Source organism: Streptomyces sp. NBC_00370, assembly GCF_036084755.1.
Lineage (GTDB): Bacteria > Actinomycetota > Actinomycetes > Streptomycetales > Streptomycetaceae > Streptomyces.
The window spans coordinates 8102592-8118508 of record NZ_CP107968.1 but is presented as its reverse complement, the minus strand read 5'-3'; the positions used below and the strand labels follow the sequence as shown (position 1 = coordinate 8118508).

Annotated in this window: 19 protein-coding genes and 1 pseudogene; 9 read left to right on the top strand and 11 right to left on the bottom strand. The window is 71.9% G+C overall.

Annotated elements, in window-relative coordinates:
• Positions 1-102: 102 nt before the first annotated feature.
• The 4 genes from OHS57_RS35530 to OHS57_RS35515 all read right to left on the bottom strand — a co-directional run bounded on the left by OHS57_RS35530 (position 103) and on the right by OHS57_RS35515 (position 2459).
• Positions 103-771 (bottom strand): methylated-DNA--[protein]-cysteine S-methyltransferase, encoded by a 669-nt coding sequence (locus tag OHS57_RS35530; protein WP_328584617.1) that lies wholly within the window; start codon positions 769-771, stop codon positions 103-105.
• Positions 768-1256 (bottom strand): RNA polymerase sigma factor, encoded by a 489-nt coding sequence (locus tag OHS57_RS35525; protein ID WP_328584616.1) that lies wholly within the window; start codon positions 1254-1256, stop codon positions 768-770. Before OHS57_RS35525 ends, OHS57_RS35530 begins: the two co-directional genes overlap by 4 nt.
• A gap of 9 nt (positions 1257-1265) precedes the next feature.
• Positions 1266-1778 (bottom strand): methylated-DNA--[protein]-cysteine S-methyltransferase, encoded by a 513-nt coding sequence (locus tag OHS57_RS35520; protein WP_041994783.1) that lies wholly within the window; start codon positions 1776-1778, stop codon positions 1266-1268.
• Positions 1779-1865: 87 nt separating this feature from the next.
• The gene (locus tag OHS57_RS35515) at positions 1866-2459 is read right to left on the bottom strand and encodes a TetR/AcrR family transcriptional regulator (RefSeq protein ID WP_328584615.1); all 594 of its coding nucleotides are present in this window, start codon (positions 2457-2459) and stop codon (positions 1866-1868) included.
• A 154-nt stretch (positions 2460-2613) separates the two neighbouring features.
• Between OHS57_RS35515 and OHS57_RS35510 the strand changes: the two genes are divergently transcribed.
• Complete coding sequence (locus tag OHS57_RS35510) at positions 2614-3351, top strand: SDR family oxidoreductase (RefSeq protein WP_328585236.1); 738 nt, start codon at positions 2614-2616, stop codon at positions 3349-3351.
• A gap of 81 nt (positions 3352-3432) precedes the next feature.
• Positions 3433-3960, top strand: coding sequence for a peptide-methionine (S)-S-oxide reductase MsrA (gene msrA, locus OHS57_RS35505; RefSeq protein WP_041994771.1), 528 nt, complete (start codon positions 3433-3435; stop codon positions 3958-3960).
• A gap of 82 nt (positions 3961-4042) precedes the next feature.
• On the opposite strand, the gene OHS57_RS35500 is transcribed toward msrA, so the two are convergent.
• Entirely contained in the window at positions 4043-4720 is a 678-nt protein-coding gene (locus tag OHS57_RS35500; RefSeq protein WP_328584614.1) for an enoyl-CoA hydratase-related protein, read from the bottom strand.
• Positions 4721-4905: 185 nt separating this feature from the next.
• Between OHS57_RS35500 and OHS57_RS35495 the strand changes: the two genes are divergently transcribed.
• Positions 4906-5676: a hypothetical protein gene (locus OHS57_RS35495; protein WP_041994765.1), complete on the top strand. Its 771-nt coding sequence runs from the start codon at positions 4906-4908 to the stop codon at positions 5674-5676.
• 140 nt (positions 5677-5816) lie between these two features.
• On the top strand, positions 5817-6257 hold the full coding sequence (locus OHS57_RS35490) for an ATP-binding protein (protein WP_041997595.1): 441 nt from the start codon (positions 5817-5819) through the stop codon (positions 6255-6257).
• A gap of 52 nt (positions 6258-6309) precedes the next feature.
• On the opposite strand, the gene OHS57_RS35485 is transcribed toward OHS57_RS35490, so the two are convergent.
• Positions 6310-6801 (bottom strand): peptidylprolyl isomerase, encoded by a 492-nt coding sequence (locus OHS57_RS35485; protein ID WP_041994761.1) that lies wholly within the window; start codon positions 6799-6801, stop codon positions 6310-6312.
• Between the two features lie 162 nt (positions 6802-6963).
• Here OHS57_RS35485 and OHS57_RS35480 point away from each other — a divergent pair, with 162 nt between their 5' ends.
• From OHS57_RS35480 to OHS57_RS35470, 3 genes are read left to right on the top strand one after another with little or no spacing between them, the layout of a single operon-like run.
• Positions 6964-7422 carry an SRPBCC family protein gene (locus OHS57_RS35480; protein WP_328584613.1) on the top strand — a complete coding sequence of 153 codons (459 nt, stop codon included), beginning with the start codon at positions 6964-6966 and terminating at the stop codon, positions 7420-7422.
• Complete coding sequence (locus tag OHS57_RS35475; RefSeq protein WP_328584612.1) at positions 7415-9061, top strand: phytoene desaturase family protein; 1647 nt, start codon at positions 7415-7417, stop codon at positions 9059-9061. Before OHS57_RS35480 ends, OHS57_RS35475 begins: the two co-directional genes overlap by 8 nt.
• A 56-nt stretch (positions 9062-9117) precedes the next feature.
• Positions 9118-10185: a PP2C family protein-serine/threonine phosphatase gene (locus OHS57_RS35470; RefSeq protein WP_328584611.1), complete on the top strand. Its 1068-nt coding sequence runs from the start codon at positions 9118-9120 to the stop codon at positions 10183-10185.
• On the opposite strand, the gene ribA is transcribed toward OHS57_RS35470, so the two are convergent.
• On the bottom strand, positions 10172-10852 hold the full coding sequence (gene ribA, locus OHS57_RS35465; protein WP_328584610.1) for a GTP cyclohydrolase II: 681 nt from the start codon (positions 10850-10852) through the stop codon (positions 10172-10174). The two genes, OHS57_RS35470 and ribA, sit on opposite strands and share 14 nt — an antisense overlap.
• A 144-nt stretch (positions 10853-10996) precedes the next feature.
• Here ribA and OHS57_RS35460 point away from each other — a divergent pair, with 144 nt between their 5' ends.
• Together OHS57_RS35460 and OHS57_RS35455 are read left to right on the top strand one after the other, a co-directional pair.
• Positions 10997-11767 carry a creatininase family protein gene (locus tag OHS57_RS35460; RefSeq protein ID WP_328584609.1) on the top strand — a complete coding sequence of 257 codons (771 nt, stop codon included), beginning with the start codon at positions 10997-10999 and terminating at the stop codon, positions 11765-11767.
• A complete protein-coding gene (locus OHS57_RS35455) occupies positions 11764-12675 on the top strand; it encodes a RibD family protein (RefSeq protein ID WP_328585235.1) in 912 nt (303 codons plus the stop codon). Before OHS57_RS35460 ends, OHS57_RS35455 begins: the two co-directional genes overlap by 4 nt.
• Here the strand turns inward: OHS57_RS35455 and OHS57_RS35450 are convergent.
• The 4 genes and pseudogenes from OHS57_RS35450 to OHS57_RS35435 form a co-directional block, all read right to left on the bottom strand.
• Positions 12673-13515 (bottom strand): annotated as a pseudogene (locus tag OHS57_RS35450) (lysylphosphatidylglycerol synthase transmembrane domain-containing protein); the annotation flags it as partial. The gene OHS57_RS35455 and the pseudogene OHS57_RS35450 overlap by 3 nt on opposite strands.
• Positions 13512-14369 (bottom strand): class I SAM-dependent methyltransferase, encoded by an 858-nt coding sequence (locus OHS57_RS35445; protein ID WP_328584608.1) that lies wholly within the window; start codon positions 14367-14369, stop codon positions 13512-13514. The gene OHS57_RS35445 and the pseudogene OHS57_RS35450, both read right to left, overlap by 4 nt.
• Entirely contained in the window at positions 14366-15508 is a 1143-nt protein-coding gene (locus OHS57_RS35440; RefSeq protein WP_328584607.1) for a glycosyltransferase family 4 protein, read from the bottom strand. The genes OHS57_RS35445 and OHS57_RS35440 overlap by 4 nt, the downstream gene beginning before the upstream one ends.
• Positions 15505-15903 (bottom strand): 6-pyruvoyl trahydropterin synthase family protein, encoded by a 399-nt coding sequence (locus tag OHS57_RS35435; protein ID WP_328584606.1) that lies wholly within the window; start codon positions 15901-15903, stop codon positions 15505-15507. The genes OHS57_RS35440 and OHS57_RS35435 overlap by 4 nt, the downstream gene beginning before the upstream one ends.
• Positions 15904-15917: the final 14 nt, after the last annotated feature.

The following is a 15917-nucleotide window of genomic DNA, read 5'->3' as shown; positions in this document are numbered from 1 at the left end:
GGGCGCGGGACATGACGGTGTGCCTCATGCGCCGTCCGTGGCGGCGCACGCCGCCACCGGGAGATCACTTCACGGCAGAGACCGTACCAATCCCCTCGCCGTTTACGCCGCCGATTCCAGGTTCAGCAGGATGGACTTGGCGTCGGGGCCGCCCGCGTAGCCGCCCAGTGTGCCGTCGCTGCGCAGTACGCGGTGGCAGGGGACGACCACGGGGAGCGGGTTGGTCGCGCAGGCCGTGCCGACCGCCCGTACCGCCTTGGGATTGCCGACGAGGCGGGCCACTTCCGCGTAGCTCTGGGTGTGGCCGTAGGCGATGTCAGGGAGGTGGCGCTGGACGAGCTGCCGGAAGCCCTTGGAGAGCGCCAGGTCGAGGGGGAGGTCGAAGGCCTGCCTCGCGCCGTTGAAGTACTCGTCGAGTTCGCGGGCCGCCGCGTCCAGGCGGCGTGGCGCGCGCAGCACACGGGGGCTCAGCCGGGTGGTCAGGGTGTCGAGGACCTTGTCGTGGTCCTCGACGGCGTAGGCGACCCTGACCAGGCCCTTCTCGGTGGCCGCGAGCAGCAGCGGGCCGACCGGGGTGTCGACGGTGGTGTAGGCGACGTCGAGGATCCCGTCGCGTGCCGCCGCCTCTTCGAGTTTGCCGTGCAGTCTGCTCAGCCTCTCCGGGCCCGCGGAGACGCCGGCGCGGGCGAGCAGGGCCGCGGTGTCGTCGTCCGGTGTGCCGTTGGCGTCGTTGGTGTCGTTGGTGACGTCGGTGTCGTTGGTGTCGTTCATGGGGTGACTCCTTTCGCGTGGGTGCCGGCGAGGGTGGTTCTCAGTGCCTTGATGCCGTCCGAAGCGGCGCGGCGTACCGCGTCCGGCGTGCCTCCGACGAGGGAGGCGACGTCGCGGTACGGCAGGCCGGCGAAGTGGTGGTAGGCGACCGCCTGCCGCTGTTTGGACGGAAGTGCCTTGACCGCGTCCCACAGGTCGGGGTCCGCGGCGTCAGGCAGTCCGCTGGTCGAGGGACGGTCGGGCAGTTCGTCCACGGGGATCGCGTGCCGGGCGCGGGCGCGGGTGATGTCGACGGCCTTCCGGTGGGCGATGGTGACCAGCCACGCCTCGACGTTCGCGTCCTCCGACAGCTCCGGGTAGGCGCGCATCGCGGCGAGGAAGGTCTCCGACCAGGCGTCGTCGACGTCGTGGACGCCGACGACCGCCCGGCACACGCGGAGCACCGTGTCCGCGTGTTCGGTGACGACCTGTTCAAAGGGTTTCATGATGTCCGTTCAGAACAGCCGCGCGGCCTTCGCCGTCTCGGGTTCTTCGAGTTCGAGCAGGAACTGCTTGCGCTTGAGTCCGCCGGCGAACCCGGTGAGCTTCCCGTTGCTGCCGACGACCCGGTGGCAGGCCACGATGATGGAGAGCGGGTTGTGGCCGACGGCCTGTCCCACCGACTGGGCGAGTGCCTTGTCGCCGAGTCGCTCGGCGAGCTGGCCGTAGGTGACGGTCTCGCCGTACGGGATCTCGCGGAGCAGCGCCCAGACGCGCTCCTGGAACGGCTCCCCGTCGGTCGCCGTCGGCAGGTCGAACGAGGACCGCTCACCGGCGAGGTACTCGCGCAGCTGGGTCGCGGCGGCCGTGAGCAGCGCGTCGTCCTCGACGGCGGTCAGCGGGCCCAGGCTGCCCTCCGGCGGCAGGTACCAGTGGTGCGGGAAGTAGAGACCCACGATGGCGTCCCCCGACGCCGCCACCGTCAGCTCGCCGAGCGGGGTGTCCACGATCGCGTGGCGCGTGTCCATGGTTCCGGTCTCCTCTGCTGCGTTTTCGCCGTCACAGGGAAGACGCGCGAGGTACGCGAAATGTGAGGTCCCGTCTGACGCTTCGGTTCAGACCCCGGACGCCGTGCCGGCGCGCAGGCTGTCCATCACCAGTCCGAGCATGTGCCGCGAGCGTGCCTCCCAGTCGGCGTCGAGGTCGATCCGCCACAGGAAGCCGACCAGCAGCAGTACTTCCTCGGCGTCGACGTCCTGCCGGATCTCCCCCGCTTCCTTGCCGGCGTCCAGCAGGAGCGCGATGGCTCCGACGACCGGTCCGTACCCTTCGCCCGCCAGCTGGGCCCGCGTGACCGTGTGCAGCGCGCCGGCGAGGCCGTGCTTGATCCGCCCGTACGCGGCGAGCCGGTCGAACCACCGGCGCAGCGCCTCGGCCGGCGGGTGCGCGGCGAGCAGCGCGGGGGCGGCTTCGACGAGTTCGGTTACGTCATGGCGGTGCACGGCGAGCACCAGGGCCTCCCGGTTCGGGAAGTGCCGGTAGAGGGTCCCCTGGCCGATCCCGGCCAGTTTGGCGATGGACTGGAGCGACGCATCGCCGCTCGTGGCCAGGGCGGTGCGCGCGGCCTCCAGGATCCGGGCGCGGTTCTGCTCGGCGTCGGCGCGCAGGCCGGACCGGGGCGTGCGCGCCTCCTGCTGCCTCTCGGCCATGGGCTCTCCTCCGTACGACATCACCGACTGGCTAATCGGACACATGTCCGCTACGGTTCACGGAGTAGCCGGACACATGTCCGCTTCGAGGCTACCGCGTATCGCGGGCCTGTTCATGGACCTGTTCACCAATCTGTTCACAGAGGACCACATCATGTCGGAGATCAAGGACAAGGTCATCGCCGTCACCGGCGCCACCAGCGGCATCGGCGAGGCCACCGCGCTGCTGCTCGCCCGGCGCGGCGCGAAGGTCGTGCTCGGCGCGCGCCGCCCGGAGCGGCTGGCGGCGCTGGCCGCCCGTATCGCCGCCGAGGGCGGTGAGGCCGCCCACACCGTCACGGACGTGACGCGCCGCGCCGATCTGGCGGGCCTCGTCGCGCTGGCCCGCGAACGGTACGGGAAACTCGACGTACTCGTCAGCAACGCCGGCATCGGGCCGGTCTCCGCCCTGGACGACCTGCGTGTCGACGACTGGGACGCGATGATCGACGTCAATGTCAGGGGCGTCCTGCACGGCATCGCCGCCGCGCTGCCGGTCTTCCGCGGCCAGGGCTTCGGGCAGTTCGTGCACACCGCGTCCACGGCCGCGTACCGCACGGTGCCGAAGCAGGCCGTCTATTCGGCCACGAAGGTCGCGGTCCGGGCGATCTCCGACGGGCTGCGCCAGGAGGCGGGGCCCGATGTGCGGGTGTCGGTCGTCTCCCCCGGCTTCGTCAGGACGGACTTCACGGATTCCGTGCCCGACCCCGAGGTACGCGCCCAGCTGGCGGCCTCGAAGGAGGCGTTCGCCATCCCGCCGGACGCGATCGCGCGCGCCGTCGCCTTCGCCGTCGAGCAGCCCGCCGACGTCGATGTGAACGAGATCGTCGTCCGTCCCACGGCGCAGGGGTGACCGCCTCCGGCTATCGGCCGGATCGGCGATACTGGAGGGTGCGCCGGACGCTGTCCGACGCTTGAGGTAAGGAGAGACGACATGACGGATTCGACCGAGCGCGCGGTTCTCGCCGGCGGGTGCTTCTGGGGCATGGAAGACCTGATCCGCAAGTACCCCGGCGTTGTCTCCACCCGGGTCGGTTACACCGGTGGCGATGTGCCGAACGCGACCTACCGCAACCACGGGACGCACGCCGAGGCGATCGAGATCATCTTCGATCCGGCCCTGACGTCCTACCGCACCCTGCTGGAGTTCTTCTTCCAGATCCACGACCCGACGACGCTCAACCGCCAGGGCGGCGACATCGGGACGAGTTACCGGTCCGGCATCTACTACACGAACGACGAGCAGAAGCGGGTGGCCGAGGACACCATCGCCGATGTGAACGCGTCCGGGCTCTGGCCGGGGCAGGTAGTGACCGAGGTCGCCCCGGTCGGTGACTTCTGGGAAGCCGAGCCGGAGCACCAGGACTATCTGGAGAAGTACCCGGAGGGCTACACCTGCCACTTCGTCCGGCCCAACTGGAAGCTGCCGAGCCGCAAGGACGCGAGCGCCGCTTCCCACTGAGCCAGGGGCTTCCCGTTGAGCCAGGGGCCGGCGCCCGGGGGCCGGGGGCCGTGCCCGACGGCCCCACGGCGCGGCCCGGCGCTCAGCCGAGGCTGAGGGGCGTTTCCTTGTCCCGCAGCGCCGCGACGACGGTCGCGTACATACGGTTCTTGATCGTCCCGAGCGTGCGGCCGTCCTTGGCGGTCTGGCTCCGGGCGATCTCGACGGCCGCCGCGCGTACGGCGTCCTCGTCCGCCGTACGGTCGACGATCCCCGCGGCGAGCGCGTCGCCGCCGCCGTAGCGGCGGCCGGTGACCATGGACTCGTGTGCCGTCTGCGGGGTCAGCCGGGCCTGGATGAGTGCGGACATGCCGACGCTGAACGGGATGTTGATGTCCGCCTCGGGCAGGCACCAGTAGCCCCGGTCGGCGCGCATCACCCGGAAGTCGTGGGCGAGCGAGAGCATCGCGCCGGCGGCGAAGGTATGTCCCTGCAGGGCCGCCACGGTCACCATCGGCAGGGTCAGCAGCCGGACGAACAGCTCCTGTACGTCGGTGACGTACTCGCCGGCCTGTTCGCCGTGCGCGAGCAGCCAGTCGAGGTCCAGGCCGTTGGAGAAGAACTTGCCGGTGGCCGCCGTCACCAGGGCGCGCGGCCCCTCCGCCTTCTCCACCTGGTCCAGCAGGGCGTTGACCTCGGTGAGCCAGTCCGGGTGGAAGCGGTTCTCGGTGTCTCCGAGATCCAGTACGAAGACATCGTCCACACGGTCGAGAGTGGGCATGACTACTCCTTCGAAGTGTGCCGGGCGAGTTGGGCCGGCGGGCCGACACGATCGACCCTACCCGACGGTAACTATGCGGTGGGGCTGACCGTCGGACTCCGTTTTGAGTAGCGGTACTCATGCCCCGTCCGCGCCGTACCGCCAGGGTGAGGGCCGGGGTATCGACCGGTGAACTGGGGGACGGCATGGGGAAGTTCTTGGGCGCGCTGCTGGTGGTCGCACTGACCGCCGGGGCGCTGGCCGCGGCGTACGCGGCCGGCGCCCCGCTGCCGGCACTGCTCACCGCCGGGGCGGGCGCGCTGTGTCTGCTGTGGCTGCTCGTACTGCTGACCGTCCCGTGGAACCTGTACTTCCGGGCACATGCGGTGCTTGCCGAGATCGGGGTGAGCCGCGAGAAGGGCCTGGAGATCTCGCCCGAGCGCGACGCCGAGGCCGCCCGGATCGCGCGGCTGATGCTGCGGGCCGCCGTGGCGGGACATGTGCTGACGGCCGGTGTCGTCGTCGCGGTCACGGCGGCGACCGGCGGGGCGACGGGCTACTGGTTCGCCGGCTTCTGCCTGTTGAGCACGGTCTTCCGGCCCGCCGGCGCCTACTTCGGCCAACTGCGCGGGCGGCTGCGCACGCTGCTGACGGACGTCACGTATCCCCGCGACGACGTGCTGGAACTGCGCAAGCAGGTCGGGCGGACGGAGAGCGGGATGAAGGTCCTGGAGGACAAGGCCGAGGAGCAGTACCTCGCGCTCGCCGAACTGCGGCGCTCCGTCGATGCGTTGGGTGCCTCCGTATACGCGCGCGCCGACGAGGCCGACCGGAAGATCGTGCTGCTGGGGCGGGAGTTCGAGGCCACGGTGAACCGGCTGACGGACAACGAGGAGATCATCACCGGCATCAAGGCCTTTCTGCGCCTGCTGCGGGCGGGCGACGCCGTTCACACGGCCACCGACACCGGCGGCTGAACGGCGAGCGCCGCGATCAGGGCGCTGCGGGTTTCCGCTCGGTGATACCCGCGCCCGGCCGGCCGACTCGCCCCGTTATCCGGGGGTAGACGACGAACCGGTGCAGCGGATCGAGGAGGAGCACGGTGGGCGACATGTCGATGAAGGCAGTGGGGTGGGCGCAGTCCTTCCCCATCTCGGGAGGGGTGCAGGCGGGCCGTAACTGGGCGCGCGCGCACCTCGACTCGCTGCCGTGGACCGCGGAAGCGCCCGACACGGTGGACGACGTGCTGCTCACCGTCTCGGAGCTGATCACGAACGCGCATGTGCACGCACGGAGCACCGCGCAGCTGATCCTGGCCTGGGACAACACCTGTCTGCATGTGAGCGTGCACGACTCGGGTGACGCGGTGCCCGCGCCCCGGTCGTCCGAGGAGCTGGCCACGTCGGGGCGGGGGCTCACCATCATCGACGCGCTCGCCGACAGCTGGGAGACGCACGCGCAGAGCGACGGCAAAACCGTCACGGCCTGCTTCTCCCCGCCGGGATATCCGGCACCGCACGCCCAGGACGGCTTCGGCCGGTCCGCCGACACTGCCTAGACAGGGTCCGCGGCCGGGCGGTCCGCCCCGGGCGGGGTGCGGTACGTACCGGTCAGACCGTGCCGGACGCGGTGATCGTGACCTTGGCCTTGGGGGCGCCCGAGCGGGTGCCGAGCGCCTCGATCTTGCGGATCAGGTCCTGGCCCTCGACGGCCTCGCCGAAGACGACGTGCTTGCCGTCCAGCCAGCTCGTCACCACGGTTGTGACGAAGAACTGCGAGCCGTTGGAGTCCGGGCCGCTGTTGGCCATCGACAGCAGGAACGGCCTGTCGTGCTTGAGCTGGAAGTTCTCGTCCGGGAACTTCTGCCCGTAGATGCTCTTGCCGCCGGTGCCGTTCCCTGCGGTGAAGTCGCCGCCCTGCAGCATGAACTCGGGGATGATCCGGTGGAAGGACGAGCCCGCGTAGCCGAATCCCTGCTCGCCCGTGGCCAACGCGCGGAAGTTCGCCGTCGTCTTCGGCACCACGTCGTCGAACAGCTGGAAGACGATCCGCCCGGAGGGCTCGTCGTTGATGCTGATGTCGAAATAAACATTGCTGGTCATGCTCGCAATCCTGCCATCCTGGGACAGCCGTTGACCGCGCAGGGTCGTTCACCGCGTGTCCGCGGCCCCCGCCGCCGGGCCGACAGGCCGGGAACCGGGTCCTGACCTACGCTGACTCGGGGGAGCCCTTTTCCGTTCCGGTCGACACACCCCGGAGGACCCATGGCTGTCCGGCACCAGTTGATCAAACGGCCTCCGGCCGATGTGTGGGCCGTGCTCGCGGACGGCTCGCGCTACGCGGACTGGGTGGTGGGCACCTACAAGTCCCACCCGGTGGACGACGCTTGGCCCGCCCTCGGCTCGAAGATCGAGTATCTGGTACGGCTCGGCCCGTGGCAGGCGAGCGGCCACACCGTGGTACGCCGCCACGAACCGCCCCAGCGGCTCGAACTGGAAGCCTTCTCAGGACCGCTCGGCACCGCCCGTATCGCCGTCGAGATCAACCCCTGGGGCGAGGACACCCTGGTCGTCGTGGACGAGCACCCGCTGACCGGCCCCGGCGGGTCCCTGCACAACGGCGCCGTCGACGCCCTGATCCAGCTCCGGCACCGCAGCATGCTGCGCCGCCTCGCCGATGTGGTCGAGGGGCTGCCCCGCGGCGCCAGGACAGCCCATGCCTGACGCGGTGGTGATCGGCGCGGGACCCAACGGGCTGGTGGCCGCCAATCTGCTGGCCGACGCGGGCTGGAGCGTGGAGGTCCTGGAGGCGCAGGAGGAGCCCGGCGGGGCGCTGCGCAGCGACCGGGGCGTGCATCCCGACTACATCAGCGACGTCTTCAGCGCCTTCTATCCGCTCGCCGCCGCCTCTCCGGTGATCGCTGCGCTCGCCCTGGAGGCGGAGGGACTGCGCTGGACCCACGCGCCCCGGGTGCTCGCGCATCCGCTGGCGGACGGCCGCTGCGCCGTACTGGACCGCGACCGCGAGTCGACGGCGGAAGGGCTTGAGGCGTTCGGCGCGGGCGACGGGCAGGCCTGGGAGCATCTGTGCCGTATCTGGGACCTGCTGGACGAACCCCTGCTGGAAGCCCTCTTCACACCGTTCCCGCCGGTGCGCGCCGCGGCGCGGCTGGCCGCCCGGCTGCGGGCGGGCGGCGGACTGCGGCTGGCCCGCACCATGGCGCTGCCGGTCCGGCGGCTCGGCGAGGAGGAGTTCACCGGCGAGGGCGGCAGACTGCTGCTGGCTGGCAACGCGCTGCACGCCGATCTCGCCCCGGAGGCGGCGGGCAGCGGCGGCTTCGGCTGGCTGATGTCGATGCTCGGCCAGACACATGGCTTTCCGGTGCCGGTCGGCGGTTCCGGCCGGCTGACCGACGCTCTGGTGCGCCGGCTGGAGCGGCTCGGCGGCGGTGTGCGCTGCGGTGAGCGGGTCACGGAGGTCGTCGTACGCGGTGGCCGCGCCGTGGGCGTACGGACCGCCGGCGGCGAGGGGATCGTGGCCCGCAAGGCCGTCCTCGCGGATGTCGCGGCGCCGGACCTGTACACCCGACTGGTCGACGCGGCGGAGCTGCCGGACCGGGTCTTCGACGACCTGCGCCGCTTCCAGTGGGACTTCGCGACCTTCAAGGTCGACTGGGCGCTGAGCGGCCCGATCCCCTGGACCGCCCCGCAGGCGGCGACGGCGGGGACGGTCCATCTGGCCGACGGGGTCGACGCGCTCACCCGGTTCGCCGCGCAGATCGCCATGGGGCAGGTGCCCGACGCGCCGTTCGCGCTGCTGGGGCAGATGACGACCGCCGACGCCTCCCGGTCACCGGCAGGTACGGAGTCGGCGTGGGCCTACACCCACGTGCCGCACCGGATCAAGGGCGACGCCGGGGAGGACGGGCTCACCGGCAGCTGGGACGAGCGGGAGCGTACGGCCATGGCCGACCGGATCGAGGCGCAGGTGGAGCGGTACGCGCCCGGTTTCCGCGACCGCGTCCTGGCCCGCAGGATCCTCGCGCCGCCCACCCTGGAGTCGCTGGACGCCAATCTGCACGGTGGCGCGCTGAACGGCGGCACCACCAGCCTGCACCAGCAGCTGGTCTTCCGCCCCACGCCCGGCACCGGGCGGCCCGAGACCCCCGTTCGTGGTCTGTATCTGGCGTCCGCGAGCGCGCATCCCGGCGGCGGGGTGCACGGCGCGCCCGGCGCGAACGCGGCACGCGCCGCGCTGCGCACGCACCGGGCGGCAGGCGCTTTCTCGGCGGCGCAGCGTGCCCTCGCCCGGCGTGGCAGGAGCGGTGCGGCCGGTCCCGTACGACCAGGTGCGAAAAGGTAGATATGGATGCCCGTCGGTTGGATCATCTGCTGACGCGGAGTCCCGGCGGGGCACTCATGGTGATTCCGCTGGCACTGATCGTGGTGATCTCCGCCGTGGATGTGCGGTCGCCCGAATACGTCCACCTCGGTCCGCTGCTGGTCATCGCCCCCGCCCTGACCGCTTCCTTCGGCGGGCCGCTGCGTACCGCCATGGTGGGTGGCGCGGCCGTGGCGGCGCAGATCTTCATCGCCGTGTTCCACGGCGGTCTGACCACCGCCAACCATGTCGCGCAGATCATCGCCCTGGCGGTGCTGTCCGCGCTGGTCGTCTTCTTCTGTCATGTCCGGGAGCGGCGCGGCCAGGAGCTGACCAGGGTCAGATCGGTGGCCGAGACGGCTCAGCGGGTGCTGCTGCGCCCGCCGCCGGGTCGGGTCGGACCGCTGCGGGTGGCGTGGCGCTATCTGGCGGCCGAGGACGACACCCAGATCGGTGGTGACCTGTTCGCCGTCACCCGGGCGGGCGGGCGGAACAGCCGGGTGATCATCGGGGATGTGCGGGGCAAGGGCCTCGCGGCGATCGGCGAGGCGTCCGTCGTCCTGGGCGCCTTCCGGGAGGGCGCCCGGCGCTGCCCGGGCCTGCCGGAGCTGGTGGAGGTCATCGAGGAGAGCGTCTGCCAGGACCTGGAGGACGTCAGCGACACGACGGCCGACCCCGGGGAGCACTTCGTGACCGGCCTGCTGCTGCAGATCCCGGACGACGAAGGGCCCGCGGAGATGATCAACTGCGGCCATCCCCCGCCGCTGCTGCTGCGCGACCGGCGCACGACGGTGCTGTACGCGGCCCGGCCCTCGCCACCGCTCGGGCTGTGCGGCCTGCCGGCGCCGGAGCATCACGGAGATGTGTTCGCCTTCGAGCGTGGCGACACGCTGCTGCTGTACACCGACGGCGTCATCGAGGCCCGCTCGCCGGAGGGCGAGTTCTATCCCCTGGCCGAGCGGGTGGCCTCGTTCCCCCCGTCAGGTCCTGAGGCGCTGCTGGAGCGGCTGCACCGCGACCTCGTCGCTCATACGGGCGGCCCGTTGGGCGACGACGCCGCGATGCTCGCCGTCGAACGCGCTTCCTCGGACGTCATACGCCCCTGACGACCGGTGCCTCCAGATGGGGCAGGTGATGGCCGAGGCGTTCGCGCTTGGTCCGCAGATATCTGATGTTCTCGTCGCTCGGGGGCATCAGCAGCGGGACCCGCTCGGCGACCTTGATGCCGTGCCGCAGCAGGGCCTGGCTCTTGCGGGGGTTGTTCGACATCAGCCGTACGGAACTCACGCCGAGGTCGTGCAGGATCCCGGCCGCCACTCCGTAGTCACGGGCGTCCGCGGGCAGTCCCAGGGCCAGATTCGCCTCGACCGTGTCCAGTCCGTCCGCCTGGAGCCGCATCGCCTGGAGTTTGGCCAACAGCCCTATGCCCCGGCCCTCGTGGCCCCGGAGATAGATGAGGACCCCCCGTCCCTCGCGTGCGATGGCGCCCAGCGCGGCGGCCAGTTGGTCCCCGCAGTCGCAATGTCTGGACCCGAAGGCGTCTCCGGTCAGACACTCCGAATGCAGACGGGTGAGCACCCCTTCCGCCGCTCCTTCGGGGTCCTCTCCCCCGACATCGCCGTACACCAGGGCCATTTGCTCATCCGCGCGACAGCTGTCCCGATAGCCGATTGCGAGAAAATCGCCGTGCACAGTGGCCAGTCGTACGTCCACCACCCGCTCGACAAGCGATGAACCAGCCCCGCCGTCGGACTTGCCAGCACTTTCCGTCATGACCAGATCGTATCCGCCAACTGCCCTGCGGTGAACGTGAAAGCAGAAACGGAACGGATCATTTCCGCGTAGCCTGATCTTGCGCGTGCCGGTCGAGTACCGCAGCGCGAAGTCACGTACCGCAGGGCGAAAGGGTGGCATGAGATGAGTGGGCCGGAAATACCGCGGACGGCCGCCGGGCCGCTGCCACGGGAGACCACCGTGGACGTAAGGGAACGCCGGCCCGATGTCGCCGTCCTGCCCATCGGCAGTTTCGAGCAACACGGCGCGTTCCTGCCGCTGGTGACCGATACGGTCGTCGCCTGCGCGATCGGCGGCGCGGTCGCAGCCGCTCATCCGGTGCTGCTGCTGCCGCCGCTGACGATCTCCTGCTCGCACGAGCACGAACACGCCGACTGGCCGGGCACCGTGAGCATTTCGGCCGCGACCCTGGGCGCCGTGGTACGTGATGTCGCCGACTCGCTCGGCAGAACCGGAATCGGAACTCTTATTCTCGTCAACGGACATGGCGGAAACTACGTCCTGCGCAACGTGGTCCAGGAATCCGTGACACACGGCACACGCATGGCCCTTTTCCCCAGCTCGGCCGACTGGGCCGCCGCACGGGAGAGAGCCGATGTGCGGACATCGTCCAACAGCGATATGCACGCCGGTGAAGTGGAGACCTCCATCCTGCTGCACGAGCGTCCCGAACTGGTACGCCCCGGCTACGAGTCCGCCGATTTCCTCGCCGACGACCGGCGGCATTTGCTCACCCTCGGCATGCGGGGCTACACCGAGTCCGGTGTCATAGGCCGTCCTTCATTGGCTTCCGCGGCGAAGGGAAAGGAACTCCTCGCCGCACTCGTCGATTCCTTCGCCAGTTATTTTCCCCTGCCGGCGCCGGACGCGGCCCCCGGAAGGGAAACGCGGTGAGCGGAGTGCTCGACGAGGCCGCCGCCTGGGAGTTGCTGCGCGGCATCAGGTCCGAGGCCGGCGCCGAGGCCGCCGGGCTGCGGCGCGGCACGGCCGGCGGGCCGCTGCGCTGGCGGGCCGCCTCGCCCGGCGCCGAGGCGCTCGCCGACCGCTATCTGCCGCTCTGTCTCGCCGGTGCGCAGGTCACGTTCGCACAGCTCGGCCAGACCCTGGACGGTTTCATCGCGACCCGTACCGGCCACGCCGACCTCGTCACGGGCGAGGAGGACCGCGCCCATCTGCACCGGCTGCGGGCGCTGTCCGACGCGGTGGTCGTCGGCGCGGGCACGGCCGTCGCCGACGACCCCCGGCTCACCGTCCGCGCCTGCGCGGGCACCAACCCGGTGCGGGTCGTCCTCGATCCGCGCGGCCGGGTGCCCGCCGGGCGCCAGGTGTTCACCGACGGGGCCGCGCCGACGCTCTGGGTGGTCGGCGAGGACGCCGCGCCGCACACTCCCCGCGGCGACGGGGTCGAGGTGCTGACCCTGCGCGACAGCGCCGGCTTCGCGCCCCACCGGCTGGTGCGTACGCTCGCCGAGCGCGGTCTCGGCCGGGTGCTGGTCGAGGGCGGCGGCGTGACGGTCTCGCGCTTCCTGCACGAGCGTGCGCTGCGGCTGCTCTATGTGACCGTGGCTCCCCTGCTGCTCGGCGACGGTGTCCCCGGGCTGCGCTTCGCCGGTCCCGAGCTGATGCGGGACGCCGTACGGCCGAGGGTGCGCAGGGCCGCCCTCGGCGCCGACACTCTCTTCGAACTCGATCTGGGGACGCCGTCGCCCGGCGAACCAGCGGGCGACGAGCACGACGATGCCGGGCAGGCTGGTGACGAAGGCCAGAACGCCGTAGACGACGGCCACGGCCAGTCCTTGTGAGGCGCCGAGCCCCGCGGCGCCGAACGCCCAGGCGGTGACGCCTTCCCTGGGTCCCCAGCCGCCGATGTTGAGCGGCAGAGACATGGCGAGCAGGGCCAGGATCGCCAGCGGCGCCAGCTCCGTCGCCGGTGCGCGCACACCGGCGACGCGGGCGGCGAGCAGGAACAGCGCGAGATGCCCCGCCACGACCACGGCGGACGAGACCAGCACCCCGGGCCAGGCGTGCCGGGCGAGCAACCCCAGCCGGGCCTCGCGCAGTTCGGACGTCAGCAGCCGGCGGCCGCGCCGGGTCGCCGCGCCGGTCCTGAGCAGGACGGCGGCGACGACCGCCGCCGCGCACAGCGCGCCGAGGACCGGCAGAACGTCGTGGGCGTAGCCGCCGACGGCCGCCCTGGCCGGGGACGGTATGAAGACCAGGACCGGCACGGCGACCGCGATCAGCACGACCTGACCGGCGGTCCTTTCGAGGACGACGGCCCGTACGCCGCGCCCGACGTCCCCGGTGCGCTGCCCGTGCCGTACCGCGCGGTGCACGTCACCGACGACCCCGCCGGGCAGCGCCGCGTTCAGGAACAGGGCCCGGTAGTAGTCGGCGACGGCGCTGCCCAGCGGCAGTTCGACGCCGAGGCCACGCGCCACCAGACACCAGCGCCAGGCGCTGAGTACGGTGGTGAGCAGCCCGAGCGCGGACGCGACGAGAAGCGTGCGGGCGTCGATCCGGCTCAGCCCTTCCAGGAAGGCGCCGGTGCCCAGCCGCCAGACGAGCAGCGCGAGCAGCGCCGCGCCGGCGAGCGTGCCGAGTCTGCTCCGGACGGCGCGGGAGAGCGCGCCGGGCGTCACAGGCCGCCGCCCGTCCGCCGGGGCAGTGCCAGCAGGTCGCTGTGGTGCACCACAGCAGCCAACGCGCCTGCGGAGCAGGTCGCCTGACGGCGCCGCAGATAGTCGTCGAGCTGCGGTGCGAGATCCGGGCGCTGGTCCAGGGCGGCGCCGGTCCAGCCCTCCAGCCAGCGTGCCGTCAGCGCGAACTCGGCCGCGCCGAGCCGCCAGGGGCTGGGGCGGACGCGTACGGTCGCGTCGCGCAGCGTGAACGCCTCACCGGCGGCCGTGACCGCGTCAGGACCGAGCAGCGCGCGGCCGTGCTCGCTGCGCCGCTGATGGGCGTTGAACGCGTCGCCGATCCCGGCGTCCAGCGGGTCGGCCGGGGTGAGTTCGACACGTCCTGTCACGGAGAGCGCCAGCAGCGCCGGGCACCGGGCGACGGCGCAGGCCCCGGCCAGTTCGCCGACCTCGTCCTTGGTGAGCAGGTCGAGCAGCGCCGAGGCGGTCACCAGTGAAGTGCCGGCGAGGTCGGCTGCGGTCAGGCCGGCGATGTCGCCCTGCTGGGTCTCGGCCGTGATCCTGCTGCCGTCGGCGGCCGTCGCCGGCATCCGGGTGGCGGCCAGGGCCAGCAGATCCGGGTCGTGGTCGTGCAGGATCCAGTGCTGGGGTCCGGTCAGCCGGGGTGCGAGCCAGCGTGCCAGGGATCCGGTGCCGCAGCCCAGATCGCGGATCACCCATCCCCCGGCCGGGCGCGGCGCGCCCGCGAGGTAGTGGCGCAGCGGGTCGAGGAGCTCGACGGCGCGGGCCGCGGCGTCGGCCCGCTCCCGCAGGTCGAGCCACTGCGCGGGGTAGCGGGGCAGATCGGCCGTGCTCACACGGTCCTCCAGGGTTCGGTGCTGTGCTGCTCCAACGGGACCGGCCGCGAACGGAGTTCGTCCAGTACGCGGGCCAGGTCCTGGGTGGTGGTCCGCCAGTCGTCCAGGGCTTCGCGGCGCCGGTGCGCCGCGGCCTTCCACCGGTCGCGTACGGCGGGGTCGGTGAGCCAGTCACGCAGGGCCGCCGTGAGGGCTGCCGGGTCCTGGGCGGGTACGAGGGCGCCGGGGACCGCGCCGCCCGGCGCCCGTCCGACGGCTTCGGGGAGTCCGCCGACGGCGGTCGCCAGGACGGGCACACCGCGCGCGAGTGCTTCGGTCACGGCCATGCCGTACGTCTCGGCGTACGAGGCGAGCACCAGCAGATCGGCTGCGGCGTAACTGGCGTCCAGTTCTGTCCCGGACTGCGGTCCCGCGAGCCGTACCCGGCCGGTGAGGCCCGTTGTGCCGATCGTCTCGCGCAGCCGGGTCACGTATGCGGGGTCCTGGGTCAGCGGGCCGACACAGGCGCAGTTCCACGGGAGTTCGGCGAGGCCGGCCAGTGCCTCGACCAGCCGCAGCTGTCCTTTGCGCGGGGTGACGGACGCGACGCAGAGCAGCAGTGGCGTTTCTCCGCTGCCTGCGGCCCGCGGGTGGAGGTCGGCTCCGGGTACGGCGACATGGACCCGTCCGGGGTCGAGTCCGTGGTGGTCCACGAGCCGGCCCGCCGCCCAGTGGCTGGTCGCGACGACCGCGGGCACCGCCAGCAGCACCGCGCGCTCCGCCGCGTCCAGTTCGGCGGCCAGTGCGGGGCTGAGCCCGGTCTCGTCGGCGAGCGGGAGGTGGACGAGGACGGCGAGCCGCAGCCGGGCCGCTTCGGGGACGACGATCTCGGGGGCGGCGCAGGCGACGATTCCGTCCAGGAGGACGACCGCGCCGTCCGGCAGCCGGCGCAGGGTGCGGGCCAGTTCGGCGCGGCCCGCGGCGGCGGGCCGGGGCCAGCCGCCCGCGACGGCGTGCTCGTCGACCTGCCATCCGGCGCCGGGCAGCTCGCCGCACACCCGGCGGTCGTAGGTGTTGCCGCCGCTCGGCCTCGTCGGATCGTCGATGCCGGCGGGCAGCACCACACTCACCCGGCGGGCGGGTGCGTCAGCCTGGTTCACAGGTCGCGCTCGTAACTGGCCCAGGCGATATGCGATTCGTGCAGGGTGACGGCGATACCGGTCAGACCCCTGGCGCCTTCGCCGAGCGCGCCCGCGTGCACCCGGTCGGCGAGCCGGTCGGCGATGACCTTGGCGAGGAATTCCGTGCTGGTGTTGATCCCCGCGAACTCGGCCTCGTCGTCGAGGTTGCGGTAGGTGAACTCACCCACGACCTTGCCGAGTTCGCTGGTCGCGAGGCCGATGTCGACGACGATGTTGTCGGCGTCCAGCTCGGCGCGCCGGAAGGTGGCGTCGACCAGGAAGGTCGCTCCGTGCAGCCGCTGGGCGGGGCCGAAGACCTCGCCGTGGAAGCTGTGCGCGATCATGAGGTGCTCGCGGACGGTGATGCTGAACAACGGATGATCCTCCA

Bases quoted from the DNA above. Each gene is read 5' to 3' on its own strand.
- OHS57_RS35530 (WP_328584617.1), bottom strand. From the start codon at position 771: ATGAACGACACCAACGACACCGACGTCACCAACGACACCAACGACGCC.
- OHS57_RS35525 (WP_328584616.1), bottom strand. From the start codon at position 1,256: ATGAAACCCTTTGAACAGGTCGTCACCGAACACGCGGACACGGTGCTC.
- OHS57_RS35520 (WP_041994783.1), bottom strand. From the start codon at position 1,778: ATGGACACGCGCCACGCGATCGTGGACACCCCGCTCGGCGAGCTGACG.
- OHS57_RS35515 (WP_328584615.1), bottom strand. From the start codon at position 2,459: ATGGCCGAGAGGCAGCAGGAGGCGCGCACGCCCCGGTCCGGCCTGCGC.
- OHS57_RS35510 (WP_328585236.1), top strand. From the start codon at position 2,614: ATGTCGGAGATCAAGGACAAGGTCATCGCCGTCACCGGCGCCACCAGC.
- msrA (WP_041994771.1), top strand. From the start codon at position 3,433: ATGACGGATTCGACCGAGCGCGCGGTTCTCGCCGGCGGGTGCTTCTGG.
- OHS57_RS35500 (WP_328584614.1), bottom strand. From the start codon at position 4,720: ATGCCCACTCTCGACCGTGTGGACGATGTCTTCGTACTGGATCTCGGA.
- OHS57_RS35495 (WP_041994765.1), top strand. From the start codon at position 4,906: ATGGGGAAGTTCTTGGGCGCGCTGCTGGTGGTCGCACTGACCGCCGGG.
- OHS57_RS35490 (WP_041997595.1), top strand. From the start codon at position 5,817: ATGAAGGCAGTGGGGTGGGCGCAGTCCTTCCCCATCTCGGGAGGGGTG.
- OHS57_RS35485 (WP_041994761.1), bottom strand. From the start codon at position 6,801: ATGACCAGCAATGTTTATTTCGACATCAGCATCAACGACGAGCCCTCC.
- OHS57_RS35480 (WP_328584613.1), top strand. From the start codon at position 6,964: ATGGCTGTCCGGCACCAGTTGATCAAACGGCCTCCGGCCGATGTGTGG.
- OHS57_RS35475 (WP_328584612.1), top strand. From the start codon at position 7,415: ATGCCTGACGCGGTGGTGATCGGCGCGGGACCCAACGGGCTGGTGGCC.
- OHS57_RS35470 (WP_328584611.1), top strand. From the start codon at position 9,118: ATGGTGATTCCGCTGGCACTGATCGTGGTGATCTCCGCCGTGGATGTG.
- ribA (WP_328584610.1), bottom strand. From the start codon at position 10,852: ATGACGGAAAGTGCTGGCAAGTCCGACGGCGGGGCTGGTTCATCGCTT.
- OHS57_RS35460 (WP_328584609.1), top strand. From the start codon at position 10,997: ATGAGTGGGCCGGAAATACCGCGGACGGCCGCCGGGCCGCTGCCACGG.